The organism is Longimonas sp. (assembly GCF_040409695.1).
In the GTDB taxonomy this organism is placed as follows: domain Bacteria; phylum Bacteroidota; class Rhodothermia; order Rhodothermales; family Salinibacteraceae; genus Longimonas.
Genome location: NZ_JARWGJ010000046.1, coordinates 1 through 15,600, shown reverse-complemented (window position 1 = coordinate 15,600; position 15,600 = coordinate 1). Strand labels below are relative to the sequence as shown.

At 55.7% G+C, this 15,600-nt stretch carries 12 protein-coding genes; 4 read left to right on the top strand and 8 right to left on the bottom strand.

The window, feature by feature from the left end:
• Positions 1-495: 495 nt before the first annotated feature.
• Positions 496-1,694, top strand: a protein-coding gene (locus PPP56_RS02665; RefSeq protein WP_353562487.1) for an IS3 family transposase whose coding sequence is annotated in 2 segments (ribosomal slippage) — positions 496-745 and positions 745-1,694 — 1,200 coding nt in all. Because the reading frame shifts where the segments join, the coding sequence is not laid out codon by codon here.
• 263 nt (positions 1,695-1,957) lie between these two features.
• On the opposite strand, the gene PPP56_RS02660 is transcribed toward PPP56_RS02665, so the two are convergent.
• Positions 1,958-4,624 carry a PAS domain S-box protein gene (locus PPP56_RS02660; RefSeq protein ID WP_353562486.1) on the bottom strand — a complete coding sequence of 889 codons (2,667 nt, stop codon included), beginning with the start codon at positions 4,622-4,624 and terminating at the stop codon, positions 1,958-1,960.
• Positions 4,625-4,736: 112 nt separating this feature from the next.
• Between PPP56_RS02660 and PPP56_RS02655 the strand changes: the two genes are divergently transcribed.
• A protein-coding gene (locus tag PPP56_RS02655; RefSeq protein ID WP_353562485.1) for an IS1 family transposase occupies positions 4,737-5,461 on the top strand; the annotation gives its coding sequence in 2 pieces (ribosomal slippage) (positions 4,737-4,991 and positions 4,994-5,461; 723 coding nt in all).
• A 309-nt stretch (positions 5,462-5,770) separates the two neighbouring features.
• On the opposite strand, the gene PPP56_RS02650 is transcribed toward PPP56_RS02655, so the two are convergent.
• The 5 genes from PPP56_RS02650 to PPP56_RS02630 all read right to left on the bottom strand — a co-directional run bounded on the left by PPP56_RS02650 (position 5,771) and on the right by PPP56_RS02630 (position 10,291).
• The gene (locus PPP56_RS02650; RefSeq protein WP_353562484.1) at positions 5,771-6,481 is read right to left on the bottom strand and encodes an energy transducer TonB; all 711 of its coding nucleotides are present in this window, start codon (positions 6,479-6,481) and stop codon (positions 5,771-5,773) included.
• A gap of 182 nt (positions 6,482-6,663) precedes the next feature.
• Positions 6,664-7,599: a L,D-transpeptidase family protein gene (locus tag PPP56_RS02645; protein ID WP_353562483.1), complete on the bottom strand. Its 936-nt coding sequence runs from the start codon at positions 7,597-7,599 to the stop codon at positions 6,664-6,666.
• The gene (locus tag PPP56_RS02640) at positions 7,538-8,308 is read right to left on the bottom strand and encodes an HAD family hydrolase (RefSeq protein ID WP_353562482.1); all 771 of its coding nucleotides are present in this window, start codon (positions 8,306-8,308) and stop codon (positions 7,538-7,540) included. The genes PPP56_RS02645 and PPP56_RS02640 overlap by 62 nt, the downstream gene beginning before the upstream one ends.
• Positions 8,309-8,338: 30 nt before the next feature.
• On the bottom strand, positions 8,339-9,181 hold the full coding sequence (locus tag PPP56_RS02635; protein ID WP_353562481.1) for an enoyl-ACP reductase FabI: 843 nt from the start codon (positions 9,179-9,181) through the stop codon (positions 8,339-8,341).
• Positions 9,182-9,466: 285 nt separating this feature from the next.
• Positions 9,467-10,291: an inositol monophosphatase family protein gene (locus tag PPP56_RS02630; RefSeq protein ID WP_353562480.1), complete on the bottom strand. Its 825-nt coding sequence runs from the start codon at positions 10,289-10,291 to the stop codon at positions 9,467-9,469.
• A gap of 227 nt (positions 10,292-10,518) precedes the next feature.
• Here PPP56_RS02630 and PPP56_RS02625 point away from each other — a divergent pair, with 227 nt between their 5' ends.
• Positions 10,519-11,325, top strand: coding sequence for a hypothetical protein (locus PPP56_RS02625; protein ID WP_353562479.1), 807 nt, complete (start codon positions 10,519-10,521; stop codon positions 11,323-11,325).
• Between the two features lie 64 nt (positions 11,326-11,389).
• Here PPP56_RS02625 and PPP56_RS02620 read toward each other — a convergent pair whose 3' ends face one another.
• The gene (locus tag PPP56_RS02620; RefSeq protein ID WP_353562478.1) at positions 11,390-12,742 is read right to left on the bottom strand and encodes a dihydrolipoyl dehydrogenase family protein; all 1,353 of its coding nucleotides are present in this window, start codon (positions 12,740-12,742) and stop codon (positions 11,390-11,392) included.
• 121 nt (positions 12,743-12,863) lie between these two features.
• Positions 12,864-14,135, bottom strand: coding sequence for an MFS transporter (locus tag PPP56_RS02615; protein WP_353562477.1), 1,272 nt, complete (start codon positions 14,133-14,135; stop codon positions 12,864-12,866).
• Between the two features lie 193 nt (positions 14,136-14,328).
• On the opposite strand from PPP56_RS02615, the gene PPP56_RS02610 reads away from it, so the two are divergent.
• Entirely contained in the window at positions 14,329-15,426 is a 1,098-nt protein-coding gene (locus tag PPP56_RS02610; protein ID WP_353562476.1) for a glycosyltransferase family protein, read from the top strand.
• The last annotated feature ends 174 nt before the right edge of the window (positions 15,427-15,600 follow it).

Genomic DNA, 15,600 nt, shown 5'->3' with positions numbered 1-15,600 from the left:
AAATGTTACTTCTACACAGTTGTTACTTCTACACAGTCAGATACGAACATGCTCATGGAACAGTGACCGTTGATCTGTTTTTTTGCGAGTATATGCTGAAACTGACGTTCATACGTTATAACGAGAATTTGGAGCATACGGGTTTCTTGGATAGGGCCGCATTGTGGTGAGAAGGTGTTTCGTGTACGTGCATCGTCGGCGGCCTGTGGTAAAGAAGGCAAAATGAAGGGCGAAGAGGGAGAGGAGTGTGTGGATCACGCCTCATGAATCAGGAGCTGCGAGGCACGTTTATATTTATCTTTCTGATCGAGGTACCGATCTCTAAGTGCTAAGTGCGTTCAGGCAGTGTTGCGTGGTGGGCGGTCATTTAGACCGGAGGAAGACAGCAATTACCCTGGGTTCCACTGGGCTCGAAGAGATTCTCAAAGCGGATAATCTGGACCTGACCCGTGTTGGTGGACGTTTCTTCACTTTACTCACGGACCCAAATTAACCATGCCAAGAACACGTTCTCCATACCCACAGAAATTCAGGGACCAGATTGTCGAGTTGGCCCGGAACGGGCGCACGCCCTCGGAACTGGCCGACGAGTTTGAACCTACTGAGCAGACCATCCGCAATTGGCTCAAGCAGGCCGACCGCGATGACGGCAAACGTGCAGACAGCCTCTCCACCGACGAGCGGGCCGAGCTCCGCGCGCTGCGTAAGAAGCTGCGCCAGATGAAGCAGGAACGGGATATACTGGCAAAAGCGACGGCCTGGTTCGCACGGGAGACGGGAGATGTCCCGCCCAAATCTTCCGATTCATAGACGCGCATCAGGCCGAATTTCCAATCAGCGCGATGTGTAGAGTTTTAGGTGTCAGCCGGAGTGGCTACTACGCATGGCGAAAACGACCGCCCTCAAAACGAGACCGAAAAGACGCGATGGTGACCGAGAAAATCAGACAGATACACGACGAGTCGAGAGGCACATACGGGTCGCCTCGCGTCCACGCCGCTTTGCAGGCCAACGGCATCCGAGTCGGCAAAAAGCGCGTGGCTCGGCTCATGAAAGAGGCGGGCCTCAGAGGCGTAAGTCGCCGAAAGCGGCCCTCTACGACCGTCAGAGACGACAGTGGGCGAACCGTTCCCGATCTCGTCGCCCGTGACTTTACCGCTTCTGGTCCCGATGAGCTCTGGGTGGCAGACATCACCTACGTGCCAACACAGGAAGGGTATCTGTACTTGGCCGTCGTTCTCGATGCCTGCAGCAGGAAGATCGTCGGCTGGGAGATGGCTGACCACCTGCGGAGCGAACTCGTGCTCGAAGCACTGGGCATGGCCGCCGAGCAGAGACGTCCAGATGAGACGATTCACCACTCCGACCAAGGCTCACAGTACACAGCAATCGCCTTCGGAGAGCGGTGTAAGGCCGAAGGGGTGCGCCCCTCGATGGGATCGCGAGGGGACTGCTACGACAACGCCATGTGCGAATCGTTCTTCGCAACGCTCGAATGCGAACTTATCGAGCGAAAGACGTTCGAGACAAAACCGGAAGCTTGTCTCTCGGTCTTCAGGTTCATTGAGGGCTGGTACAATCCCGATCGGCTTCACTCCGGCATTGGATACCAGTCGCCGAATCGCTACGAAAAGGAGTACCATTCACGAGACCACTCGCAATCGGAGGAATCTCCTTCACCTGTCGCGGCGTGAAAGCCGTCGACTGTCCATTAAAGCGGGGTAACTCCAAATCTGTTTGACTCTTTGTCGAGCAGGAATGACCTACGTGAACTACGGCCCTCGTTGCGCTCCCCAGAGTGACGAAAATATGGATGTGTGAAGGAGAATGTGAATGTTCTCGAGTTGTCGGGTACCATAATTCCAGATAGCTTACAGTTAAGTATCGAGCTTTCGATCGGCGTTATAAGTTGAAATCAGCAAGGCAAAGCGTCTTCCTGCGAACACAGCTCTACTTATTACTTCTTGTCGATCTTCTTTAGATACGATGTAACGTCATTTAGTAATGAAGTGGCTTCATCAGAGACGGCTCTTACATTTTCTTCTGTAATTTCTTGTTGACTTTCTGCATGCTTGATGGCAGCAGTCAATTTGTTAGCCTTCAACATGCGAGATGGCGACTTCATTCGGTGCAGAATCTTTCGTTTGCTCGCATCCCTCTCAGCACTATGGAGAGTCTCCAGCATCCCCTCCATCTCTGACACAAACATCTTCGCATAGTACAAAACAGTCTTACTATCTTTAGATATGTTTTGCCGTATGAAATCGAAACTGAAAGATTTGCCTTCTTGTGGACTACGTTTTATGGACTGTTTAGGTGTACGACGTTCAGAATCCTTTCCAAGGCACGAGTCAATTGAAGAGATGAGAGTTTGACGGTCTACAGGTTTAGAAACGAAGAGGTCAATACCAGAACTTGAGAGGCGTTCTTGTATTTCTTGAGCAGACGCTGCAGTGATTGCAATGATTCCTGTATGTGCATGTGGCTGTGTGCTACGAATTCGCTTCGCGACTTCGTAGCCACTCATTTCTGGCATATTCAAGTCAAGCAAAATGAGATCATAAGACGCTTTCCGCACCTGTGTAAGGGCCTCTGCACCAGTTCCGACAGCGTCTGTCGACATGGCAAATGTGCGCAGCAGGTCGGCAAGTGCTTCCCGGCTCATTCGTTCATCATCGACGACTAAAACTCGCTTTCCTTTAAATCTGCCCAGATTTTCTTTATCTTGTTGAGACTTCAAAATATCCGACCTTTTTTGAGATTTAATACTATAGTCAAGCGGAAGAAATACATTGAATAGGGTGCCCTGACCGACCTCACTTTCTACTTTTACCCACCCCCCCATTTCAGTAACAAGATCTTTAACGATTGTTAAGCCCAGACCTTTTCCTGGAGTACCGTCGGCATGGTTTGCCCTCTCAAAAGCTTCAAAGACTCGCTTTTGATCGTGTTCAGAGATGCCGACTCCTGTGTCCTGAACAGTGAAATAGACCCCTCGTGGTACTTCAAGCCCCAACTCAACTTTTACTTTACCCTCATGGGTATATTTAATAGCATTCCTTACCAAATTATGTACAATTTGGAATATTCGTGCTTCATCTCCATGGATCATTATTTCGCCGCTGAAATTCAGATCTAACCGGTTGATGAAGTCCAAATTTTTATCGGTTGAGCTGAAAACGTTATCTACTAACTTTTGGAGATTGCTTACCTGGAACCACCTGTTCGTATAGCTATTCTCTGCATCGTGTTGGTATGAAAGATCTTGAATAAGTTGGTTAATTATTTTAGACGAAGCATCTATCCGTTCTAATTTGTTGCTACATACCTTTGCGCCTGCTTCTTTTTGTAATGACTGAACAGACAACATCAGAGCATTAAGAGGGTTTCGTATATCATGAGAAATAGACGATATTAGTTGCTTGTGTTCTTGAAGAGTTTTTTCTGTTTTCTTTTTTTCTTTTTCGACTTGACTCAATGCTCTGTAGCGCTTGGTCACATCACGAATGATACCTACGATCAGTGCTCCTGAGTCTAATTCAATGTATGTCGAACTAATGTTAGCCCAAAAAGTACTTCCATTTCTCTTTTTTAATTTCATATCAAAAAGAAGCCCGCCTTTTTCTATAACTTCATCAAAGTTAACCTCCATTTGCTTTTTTTGTGAGGGGGCGTGCAGCACCTTAATATGCTTTCCTACAATGTCTTGTCGAGAGTACTGGAAAAGAGAGCAGGCTTTTTCATTTACTTCCTGTATGATTCCGTCTTTCCCGCAAGTCACAATAGCATCGCGCGAACGCTTAAACAGACGCTTAAGCTTATCTACCTCCTTCGTTAGTATGTCTCTACTTTTCACCTGGTGCGTCACGTCTCGCACAATTGAGAAAAGAAATTTGTCTTCGTTGATCTGTATCGGTGAGCTGTGAACTTTCACCTTTCTAACAGACCCATCGGAACGTCTATGGTCAAAAATAAATTCGTTCTTTTGTTTTTCTTTTGACAAGCGCATACGGTTTTCAACACTGCCTTTTGGAAGCAGGTTGATATCTTGTATACACATTGAAGTTATTTCATCTCTATCGTAGCCATAAAATTGACATGATGATGGATTTGCATCTACTATGGCTCCTGTAAAAGGATCAATGAGGAGCATACAAGCGCTGTGTTCTGTAAACATAGCGCTAAACAGTGCTTCTTGGCCTTGAATGTCTTCCTGTTTGTATTCACATGAGGTTATGTTTCGATATACCCATAGATGACCCTTTCGCTTACCCAATACTATCGGAATATAGTCGCGTTCTAAGATGAGATCGCTCCCTAATCTACATATTTCGTTGGATACCGGCTCTCTGCTGGCCACTATACGATCAATTCGCTTCCTAAAACTCTCAGAGTTGTCAAATGTCTCTTGCAGTTGTTCTGCAATCAAGCCACCGTGCTGCCCAGTGAGGTCCTGAGGGCTCATTGCTGGACAGAATAGATCGCAGAATGAGTCATTAGCGAACACAACTCTGCGCCTGTGATCCTCCGCTATGATCGCTCCGTTCGTGTTTTTGAGTAGCGATCGGATATGCTTTATAGATACTGAGACGTGCTGAGTATCAGAGCTGTATTCCTCATCCATATTTGGGTAGCGGATAAACATTAAATGATGTGAGCGATACGGTTCAAGTGCACGTTGCGATTTTCGTTGTGCTCCTTTTCCGTCGTCTTTCGTTCAAGTCGTTTTTCGACCGATGATTGAAGAGACCATAACCTACCAGTGCCGGAAGTGCGAAAGCGCCAACATCGTCAAAAACGGAAAGAATGTCTGCGGCAATCAGCAGTATCATTGCAAGGACTGCGGGGCCTACGGCGTGATTGATCCGACGCCCCGAGGCTACACTGAGGACGAGAAAAAACGTATTCTTCAGGCCTACTACGAGCGCGGTTCAATGCGTGCTGTCGAGCGGATCTTTGGGGTCAGCCGTCCGACGCTTTCGCGCTGGCTCAAAAAAAGGGACGCCCCCTCGGCCCCCTCGCCGACGAAGTAGAGCCGGGCCAAGCTGATGACCTGCTTGAACTTGATGAATGCTGGACCTACGTCCAACAGCGCTCCAACAAGCGATGGCTATGGATCGCTCTATGCCGGCGCACCCGGCAGATCGTAGCGTTTGTGATTGGGGACCGGAGCGCTCGGACCTGTGCCCGGCTCTGGAACCGCATCCCTGCGTCCTATCGCGCCGCGCAGAGCTTCAGCGATTTCTGGACTGCCTACCAGCCGGTGTTCAAGGACGATCCCAAGCATGAGCAAGTAGGCAAAGACGGCGGGGAATGTTCTCATGTTGAACGGTTCTTTGGCCTGCTTCGGCAGCGGTTGGCTCGCTATGTCCGTCAGACACGAGCAGCCTCCGAGTCCGAGCGGATGCTGCACTTGACGACCCGGCTGTTTATCGCACGGTACAACCGAAGCGTCACTTAACATCTTACCACTACCCGTGATCACACCATAGACCGTCGGGTACCTGGTAGATGGGTAGTGGTACATTTATCAGATACGGTGGCTTTGTCTTGTTCAAACCCCCTCTCCCTATGGGTTTCTCCCCCTTGGCCAAGGGGGAGATGTCGAAGACAGAGGGGGTTTGAGCAGGTTGCGATGATATCGGCTATGAACAATCACTAACCATTTATCCGCTATCCTCTGGTACTTCGGGGAGTCGCCAACTCGGAGTGATCCAACTCGGTGGAACACTGTGCGTCCGGTGGTACGGAATGTACTACGTGAGCGGGCTTATACCTGGAATGGCACACTGAAGTGAATCCAGCCTTCAATGTCTTCCCACTCGTCGTCTTCCGAGTAGCGCACCTGCGGCGACGAGGCACGCATCAGCGCGGCCGATCGCATGGCAATGGCGTCGAGCTGTGGGTGGACCGACTCGACCACTTTTATAGCGACGGGCTCGCCAGCGCTATTTACACGCACCTGCAGTTCTACAGTACCGGTAACGCCTTCATCGTAAAGCTCACGGGGGTAGCTGATCGGCTCTTGCTCTTGTACCTGTGGACGCTGGTAGTAGCTGTCGAGCAGGTTACGAGCTTCCTGGACCGCCTCTTGCACCAGTTCTTCTACATCGCCGGTGCGAGGCTCTTCCCCAATTTCTTCGCGTGCATACTGTTCAAACAGTTCATCAATGACCTGTGGATTGCTCTGATAGAAGTCGTTCAGGCCTTGCTTCACGCCGCGAATAAACTGCTCACCGCCCACCTGATCGCCTTCAATGGCAAGGTCAGCTGCCTCTTCCTCGCTGAACACGCCCATGGCACGCAGGTCGCTTAGATCGCGAAAGGCTTCTGCAGTATCGGCATCAGCGGTCCACCACCGATCACCATTTGTCTCCCACCCGTCTGGGGGAGCCGTGGGGTCGCTCTCGCCACAGGCTGTCAGCAACAGCATGAGTGCCAGCAGAGAGGTCGAAATCGCATAAAAAGAAAGTCGGTGCATAAGCTTTCAGGATAATGGCAGAGATTGTGCTGGATGGATGCCGCACAAGCGCCTCACAGCAGTGAGTGCGCGCGTGTAGGGCGTTTGTCTTGTTACGTACGTAAAGCTCGCACATGCGCATGAATCCAGCGGGATAGGGGCAGTTCCGCCCCAACATATCGCGAACCTGTTCGAGCCGGCCGCTACTCTATCAACACCGGCGTGCCCACCTCTGCATACTGCCAGATATGATCCATGTCGGTATTATGGAGAGCAACGCATCCGCGCGTCCAATCCGTCGATGCCCCAGTGCCATCGCCGTGGATCTCGATCCACCCGCCCAGCTTCGTAGACATAGGCGGCATGCGACGCTCGTCGTGCGCCGCTATGATCGACGCATATTCAGCTTCAGAGATAATGCCTTGCTGCAGGCCACGCTCGGCATCGTCGCGCCCCGGGTAGTCGATGACCAGCGCTTTGTAGTACATGCTATTCGGGTTGCGATTTACGACGTGAAAGAGCCCTTCAGGCGTGCGCCAGTGGTCGCTATCTTGCTGACTACCTCGCCGCTCTTTATCGAGAAACACGTTCGGCCCAAAGTCCGCGTTGTAGGTTTTGACCAGATCCGGGCCGGCGTACAGGCGCACACGGCGCTGGTCTTTGTCGACACGAATCCAGATATTCGAAAGCGCCTCCTCACGCACGTATCCCTGCTCTCCATCTTCCAGCTGCACCTGGCACCAGTCACCATTACATCCCAGCTCGTGCAGGGGGGTACGTACCGGCATGCGGCGCAGTGGTGCATTCTCATTCGCATACCGGTAGAGCGTAGCCCCTCGATGCCCCGTTACATAATAGAGGTTCACATCGGATATTTCTTCTTCGGCTGCGGCCCGCTCTATTCGTTCTGAAGCGGGCTGCCCGTATACATCCACCCCGATTAGGAAGCCGATACAGACAGTGATCCATACGGTAAGGAGCGGACGGACTACACACATAAGCGTTTTGGCGGTGGAAAGCGGTTTGAAGGGGTCTCTAAGAACGGCACGCACCTGCTTGATAGCGCGCAGGTCAAACTCATACAGATTGCTTGCAGGAGGCCACGCATCGCCGATACGCTTCCAGCGTACCGGCTGCAACGGCTTTCTCTGTCACATAGTCGGCCTGAGCCTTCACGATGTCGTGGGCATTGGCCGGAGCAAAGCCATAGGCCACTGCCTGGATCGCCTCGATATCGCCATCGGTGTCGCCGATAAACGCCATCTCGCCGAGGCCAACGTCCAGATGATCGCCCAGCCACTGCAGCCCGACCTCTTTCGTGATAGCAGGCGAAATCACGTCAATCGAGACGTCGGTCGTGCAGACCTTCAGATCGGGCAGATGCTTTTCGGCAAACGCGATCGCACGCGGCCGCACGGCTTTAATCTCGTCGGGGTCGGGTGTTACGATGCCTGCCTGGGCGCGCTTGCCATAATCGATCGATATTTTGGTGCCCGGCACGGCCTCACGCGCAAACCAGTCGCGCATGGCGGCTACCTGCTCCTGCAGCTCGGGGGTAAACGCCGGATGCCAGGTTGTCTGTGCTGCGACCGGGTCGAACATCCCAGCGCCGCTCTCAAAGAGGACCGGCGTGGTAAGCCCCAGCACCTGTGCCATGGCTTCGACGTACGAATACGGGCGCCCGGAGCAGAGCGAAAGCACGGGGAGCGCTGCATCGGCGCGCGCCTCCATAGACCCTGCTTTATGGGCATACGTGGCCAGCGTGTGCAGCGTATCCAGGTCGTACGGCGTGTACGGGGCCGCAAGACAGCCGTCAATATCAGAAACAAACAGGCGGATGCGAGGCATACGGTTTCAGGCGAGGCAAGGCGTACTGAATTACGCGTCGTCGGCGTTTTCGAAGGCATCGCGCATCGCCTCCACCAGTTCATCGGAGATGCCCATGGTGCTAAAGCCGCCGTCGTGGTAGAGGGTCTGCATGGTGACCATCCGCGTGAGGTCGCTCAGGAGCGTAACGGTGTAGTCGGCACAGCTGGCTGCGTCGGCGTTGCCCATGGGCGACACGCGCTCGGCAAACTCGAACATGGCGTCGAAGCCTTCAATGCCCGAGCCGGCTGTGGTGCGGGTCGGACTCTGCGACACGGCGTTGATGCGGATGTCGCGCTTGCCGAGGCGATAGCCGAAGGAGCGTACGATGCTTTCGAGCAGCGCCTTCGCATCGCCCATCTCGGAGTACTTCGAGAAGATGCGCTGTGCACCAATGTAGCTCATGGCTACGACCGATCCGCCGTCGTTAAGCGCACCTGTTTCGAGCGCATGGTGCACAATCCGGTGCAGGCTCACCGACGAAATATCGAGCGTCTTCTGGTACCAGTTGTAGTTCAGGTCTTCGTAAGGGTTGTCTTTGCGCACGTTCACGCCCATCCCGATGGAGTGAACGATAAAGTCGATGCCTCCATCGTAGGTATCGTTGAGCTCGTTGAAGAGCGACTCAAGGTCATCGTCGCTGGTGGCGTCGGCCCAGATGACGGGACTGTCGGTGGCATCAGCAAGGTCATCCATGCTGCCCAGGCGGCGTGCAACCGGAGCGTTCGAGAGCGCAAACCGTGCGCCCTCGCGGTGGGCGGCCTCGGCCACATGCCAGGCGATGCTGTCTTCTGTCAGTGCGCCAAAAATGATGCCAGTTTTGCCTTCGAGGAGTCCATATCCAGAATCAGACATACAAATAGGGGTTGGAGGGAAAAGTCAGTGTAGTAGAGAGCCCAACGAATTCATTTCGGATAGCGGTACAATGGTAAGTGATTCTCATGTGGGCTACAGCATCGCAACTGGCTCAAACCCCCTCTGTCTTCGAGCTTCGCCGCAGGCGTGATCCTGTGGACATCTCCCCCTTGGCAAAGGGGGAGAAACCCGTAGGGAGAGGGGGTTCGAACAAGTCAAAACTGCGTTCTGCAATCACTTATCACTTAGCTTCTATCCAACTACCTCATTTCTGTGGCGTGTTCGTCAGGCATGGGTGTCAATGAGCGGTGCGAGCATGGGTTGCAGCGCCTTGTGCAGAATGCCATTCGTAGCCATCACCTGCCGGCCAAAAACCGGTGTTAGGGCTCCGTTTCCTTCAAAATCGGTTAGCGTTCCTCCTGCCTCGCGCAGAATGAGCGCCCCTGCAGCTACGTCCCACGGACGCAGACCCGTTTCGTAGAAGGCGCCTACGTGTCCGGCTGCCACACGTACCAGGTCGATGGCTGCAGCCCCGTGGCGCCGCACGCCGCGTGTCGTCAGCAGTACGTCGCGCAGCACCTGCAGGTACGTATCCATATGTTCGAAGCGCCGATACGGAAAGCCTGTTGCGACGAGCGCATCCGACAGCTCAGCCGACGCGTTCACATGGATCGGCTCCCCGTTGCGGGTGGCGCCTTCGTCTTTGGCAGCAGCGTAGAGCCAGTCGTGTGCAACGTCGTACACCACGGCGGCCACGACCTCGGGGCCTTCCTGCAGTGCGATGCTCACCGCATATGGGGGCAACGCGTGCATAAAGTTCGTGGTGCCATCGATCGGATCGATGATCCAACGGCGCCCGTCATAATCGGGCGAGGCCGACTCAGCGTCGTCTTGCTCCTCAGCCAGAATGGCGTCGTTGGGAAACGCATCGCTGAGCACCTGCACTACCGCCTGCTGCGCGGCTGTGTCGGCTTCGGTCACGAAGTCGTTGGTGCCCTTCGCTTCTACTGACGGGTCGGCCCCGACATAGCGGCGAATAACGGCCCCCGCGGCACGCGCGGCCGCCTCAGCAACCGAACGTGCATGTCGATGCGAAGCAGAGGTATCCATAACGCAGTGTGTACAACCAGTTGAAACAAATACCCGCCTTCCGAAACTTTTCAGCAGGTGCGGGTGTGGGGTAGGTCGTTGATCGACGTTGTGCTGTACCCATTGTGCTGGCTACAACATGTGCAACATAGGCATCGACGCCGACTCGTGCAGGCTGAACCCCTGCACTCTCTCGATTTTTCGTCGAATCGCCCCCTCGCGTTCCTGCTTGTTCTCGCTTCTCTGGTATGCCTTCCATTTCTGTCTGGATACGCCCCGTTCTGCTCATTGCTGCAACGCTGGTTGCATTTGTAGGAGCCTCGGGCTGTTCTTCAGACGGGGCCCCGCCACGCTACGCACCGGCAGCTGATACCACATCCTGGACGTCCACCGGGGCGCCTGTAATCGAGCGGTTAGAGACGCTTGACTTTGCAGTGATGGACTCGGCCTTTGCCGCCCTGCCCCGCCTCCCCCTGACGCGGCATACGCGCACCGATATATTTACGCCCGACGACTCGCTACGTGGACGGCTGCGTCAGACCTGGGCCCATCGTCCCGATGCGGCCCCTGAACTGCTTGATGAGGAACGCAGCGGCACGGTGCCCGACCGCGACTTGTGGGGGCTGGCGCCGCGCGCGGATGCTTCGGCCCTACCCCAGAACGTAGTGCGCGACGCGTATCCCGACACGCCCTCGTTTCTGGAGGCCCGCAACCAGCCCGCCTACCATTACGGAATACGCCGCGACACCCTGGACTCGCAGATCCCTGTCGACCGCATTGAGGTGGTAGCTCGTGATACCGACGACGGGCGCAACGTGCCGATTCCCTACGCGCGCGTCGACCTGCTCCCAGGCACCAGCACGGTTGTAAGCACCTATCTTGTACGTGCTGAGCGGGCGCTGCTGTACAGCGAAGATAGCGTATTCCACATTGCGCTTCAAGCCCGTCCCGATGGCACCTGGCTCCCTCGCGACCTCCGCTTCCGCACCCGGCTTACCGTTCCTCTGCGCGAGGCCGAGTCGGTACAAGTCGCTACAACACTCATCCCCGACTAAGAGCCCCCACCAGGCCCCCACCAGGCTCAGCCGCAGTGCTGTAGCACGAACGTAGCGCGCTGCACTACACCATGTACTTGAGGTCGGAGCCGTGGGTGGGATACGCGAATGTGGTGTCGCGAATGTCGTCTGGCGTCATCTCGTGGCGGATCGCGAGGGTAAACAGATTGATGAGTTCGGGGGCCTGCTCGCCAATGAGGTGTGCACCGACAAGCGCACCTGTTTCCTCATCGATCAGCACCTTGGCATATGCTACGTCGGCCCGAATGCGCCGGTAGCTGTACCAGCTGCTCAGGTCGTTTTCGGAGATGCGCACGCTGCGACCAGCCTGTTCGGCCTCCGCAACAGTGAGTCCGACGGTAGCCAGCGGCGGCTGGGTGAACGCTGCGCTGGGCTGCAGCCCGTACGTAACAGGCTGCGGCGTATCGCTCAGCAGATTGTCGGCTACGATGTGCGACTCGTGCCCGGAAAGCGGCGTAAGCGGCAGGCCTGGCGTATCGGCGACGTCTCCGGCAGCATACACGCGAGGATTAGTGGGGCTCTGCAGGTACTTGTTCACCGTAATGCCTCCGCGGCCAGCGGCAACGTTCCCAGCCTCCAGGTTGAGCGCCTCTACGTTGGGAACGCGCCCGGCCCCGTGCACGACCAGATCGGCAGCGTACGTCTGTTCGGTGCCGTCGCGGCCACGTGTGCCCACTTCGAACCCCTCTTCAGTCTGGCGGATATGCGTGGCGTCGGTGTTCAGATGAATCTGCATACCGAGATCGCGCGAGTGCGTAACCAGACGATCGGTACAGTCGGAGTCAAAGGCAGGAAGCACATGCGGCTCGCGCTGGATAACGCGCACCGAGGCGCCTGCTCGAAGCGCCATATGCGCGAACTCCATTGAGATATAGCCCCCACCGATAAATGTGATGGATGCGGGCAGTTCGTCGAGCTCCATGAACGCATCGCTCGTCGTGAGCAGTTCGGCCCCCTCAAACGGCAGCGGGGCCGGGCGCATGCCCGTAGCAAGCAGGATGTGTGTACCGTGCACGGTGTGCTCGCCGACCTGGAGCGTCGACTCGTCTACGAAACGTGCGGTACCGTGGTAGGCGTCGATGCCTGCCTCGCGAAGCGACCGCTCGCGCGCCTCCGAAACGGGTGTGGTAAAGGTGCGCTTGAAGGCCATCAGGTCGGCCCAGTCGACCTGCGGCGCACCGGCAATACCGTATCCTTCGAGCCGGCGTGCCTGGTCGACAACATGCGAGGCGCCGACGAGCACTTTCTTGGGGTCGCAGCCGCGCTGCGCACAGGTACCTCCAAACGGACGGTTGTCAATCTGGGCGACCGACCAGCCCGCGTCGTTGCACCGGCGTGCCGCGACCGACCCGCCGCCTCCCGTTCCTACTACCAGAAGATCATATGACGTTGCCATGAGGCTGCAGTTGTTGTTGGATGAGAAGCGTACGCAGCCTACGTTGGCTCTCCGCATCCACCGTTACACCTGTTGCCTCCGGCTTGAGCATCCTTCTTGAGCATCCTTCAGGACAGCGCCCTCACGAGGGAGCTTTCACGACATCTGGAGGGGTATCGCGGTCATCGGAAGATGCCGCATCTTCGACCTGGGCCGGTCGAGCCGCATTCAAGTCGGGCTCGGGGAGTCCCCACTTCACGATGGCAGCCATAACCAGCACCGAGGCCGCCCCCATGAATGTGTTACTCACGTATCCATACGGACCATACGTGATGCCCGCGATGAAGCTACCAACGCCAAACCCAACCTGTCCGAATCCAATAGCCAGTCCCATCAGAAGTCCACGCCGCTCGTCTTTCACAAGCGCCGTCATAAGCGCTTGCAGCGGACTAATACGAATGCCGACAGCAACCATGGCCAGGAAGAAAAGGAAAGCGGCCATGGCAAAGCCATCAATCAGGTAAGGGGCCACTACGATAGCGGCACTCAGTCCGATGCAGGAGGCAATGACGAGCGGCTTGCGTCCGATCGTATCGGAGACATGGCCGGCTACGGGTGCCGCTACGATGTTAGCCATTCCACCGATAGCGAAAAGCAATGCAATCTGGAAGCCTGAGATACCGATTTCCACCTCCAGCCAGGTAGGTAGAAACGAAGCGAAGAGCCCGATGCCCAGAAACATGAGAAAGTAGGTAGCCACTGCGGCCACGACCTCAGAGCGCCGCACAAGCCGCACATACTTCGTAACCATGCGACGCAGCGTAAGGCGTTTCGGATCAAGATATGCATTTACCGCAGGAAGGAAGTACCAGATGAGCACGGTTGCCACTCCCATCGTGATAGCAAACAGCAGAAAGGGCCACCGGTAACCGTATGACGTGGCCAGAATTTTCCCGATAGGTACGCCAGCGATTTGCCCAAACGCTGTGCCACTCATCACCCACCCGTTGGCCCACCCGCGGCGGTCGTAGGGAAAATAGTCGCCGATGTAGGCGACCGAGCCTCCACTCAGGATACCGCCGCCGATGCCGGCAAGCGTGCGCATCACCAGAAGCAGCGTGAAGTCGGCAGCTACCGTATGGAGCGTAAGCGCCACCGCCATGAGCGCCGAACCAATAATCAGGATACGCCGCCTGCCAATGCGGTCGGATATAGGTCCTGTTACGACGGCTGATATGCCCAACGCAAACGCGTAGGACCCGAGCAGTATTCCCTGCCAGAACTCGTTAACTCCAAGCGTCTGGCTGATCTCGGGAAGGATGGGGATAACGATAACAACCTGGCTGCTGGCTGAAAACATCATCAGCCAGAGCGCAAACAGGATGAAATACGTATTGCCTTTTTTGTCGGCCACGGCACGAGAGGGTCCCCTTCAAGATCGGAGGCTCAACGAATCGGATACACGGGGGTTTCGGCATCCGGTAGGCACGGGCACAGATATGACGGAGTTTCGTTTTCGAACGCTTGCTTTCGTTGTGAATACATCCGGCGTATAGTTTGGCTTCAAACGAACCTGCTCAACCTGTCCAACAAAAAGCAGTCGATATATGCGATGTCTGTTTGTGATCCAGGGCGAAGGACGAGGCCACCTCACCCAGGCCCTCACGCTCTACCATGCGTTGCAGGCGCGGGGGCACCACGTTGTGGAAGCCGTAGTCGGACACAGCAGAGACGCTGACTGGCCTGCGTTTTTTGTGGATGCGATGCCCCCGATCACTCCGCTTCGCAGCCTTACTATCGCAACCGACCCGAAGCACGGCCACGTACGTCCTGTTGCAACACTTGCACGTGGGGCCCGTCGCGTGCTGTGCGACGATCGGTCGCTCGATACGTTGCAGGAGGCCATTGAGCGCACCCGGCCCGACATTGTCGTGAACTTCTTCGAGCCGATGCTGGGAGTACTTGCTGCCAGACGTGGTATCTCTCCCCCGATTGTCGCCGTAGCGCATCAATACATGTTCTTGCATTCTGGCTACCGGTTTCCTCCGGGGCACCGAGGTAAGCGAGTGCTCACCCGCTGGTTTACCCGCCTTACCGCCTGGGGCGCCTCTGCACGCATTGCCCTTTCGCTCTACCCGGCGCCTGACTCTCCTGCTTCGGGTCTTATCGTTGTAGCGCCCCTCGTACGCCCTCTGATACGTCAAAAACCCACGGTACGGCAGCGTAATACTTATCTACAAGTATACCTAATGAACCGCAGCTATGCGAAGCAGATTATGCGCTGGCACAAGGCGCACCCTCAGGTTCCGCTGCGCTGCTTCTGGGCCCGCCCGGGCATCGACAAGCCCGAGCACGTAGACCGCACGCTTACGATTTACCCGCTGAGCAATGATTTTTTCGTCACCTCAATGGCCGGCGCGCGCGGACTCGCATGCACATCTGGGTTTGAGTCGGTGGCCGAGGCGATGTATCTGAATACGCCCGTTCAGGTCGTACCGGTAGCAAATCACTATGAGCAACTGTGCAATGCCTACGATACCGTACGGTCTGGTGCAGGTGTCCGCGCCGACCGGTTCGACTTAAGCAGCCTGCTCAGGCACAGCGAGCATTCATACACGCCCCACAGCACCGCATACCGCGATCGCGTGCAGCACGCGCCCGTGCGCATCGTGCGATGCATGGAGCAGATTGCTGAAGATGGGTAAAGCGATGTGTTTGTGGAGGTAGCCTCGCGCAGGTCTCCGCAAAAATGCTGGAGCCAGGGGCTATGCCCTTTAGAACCTGTTTTGATTTCTTAATTTGGGCACCCCAGGAGTACTTCCTCCCTGCGGTCGGGGCGCTGCGAGCGGCTCCGCTGGGCTGGGGCCGAAGGTCATGCC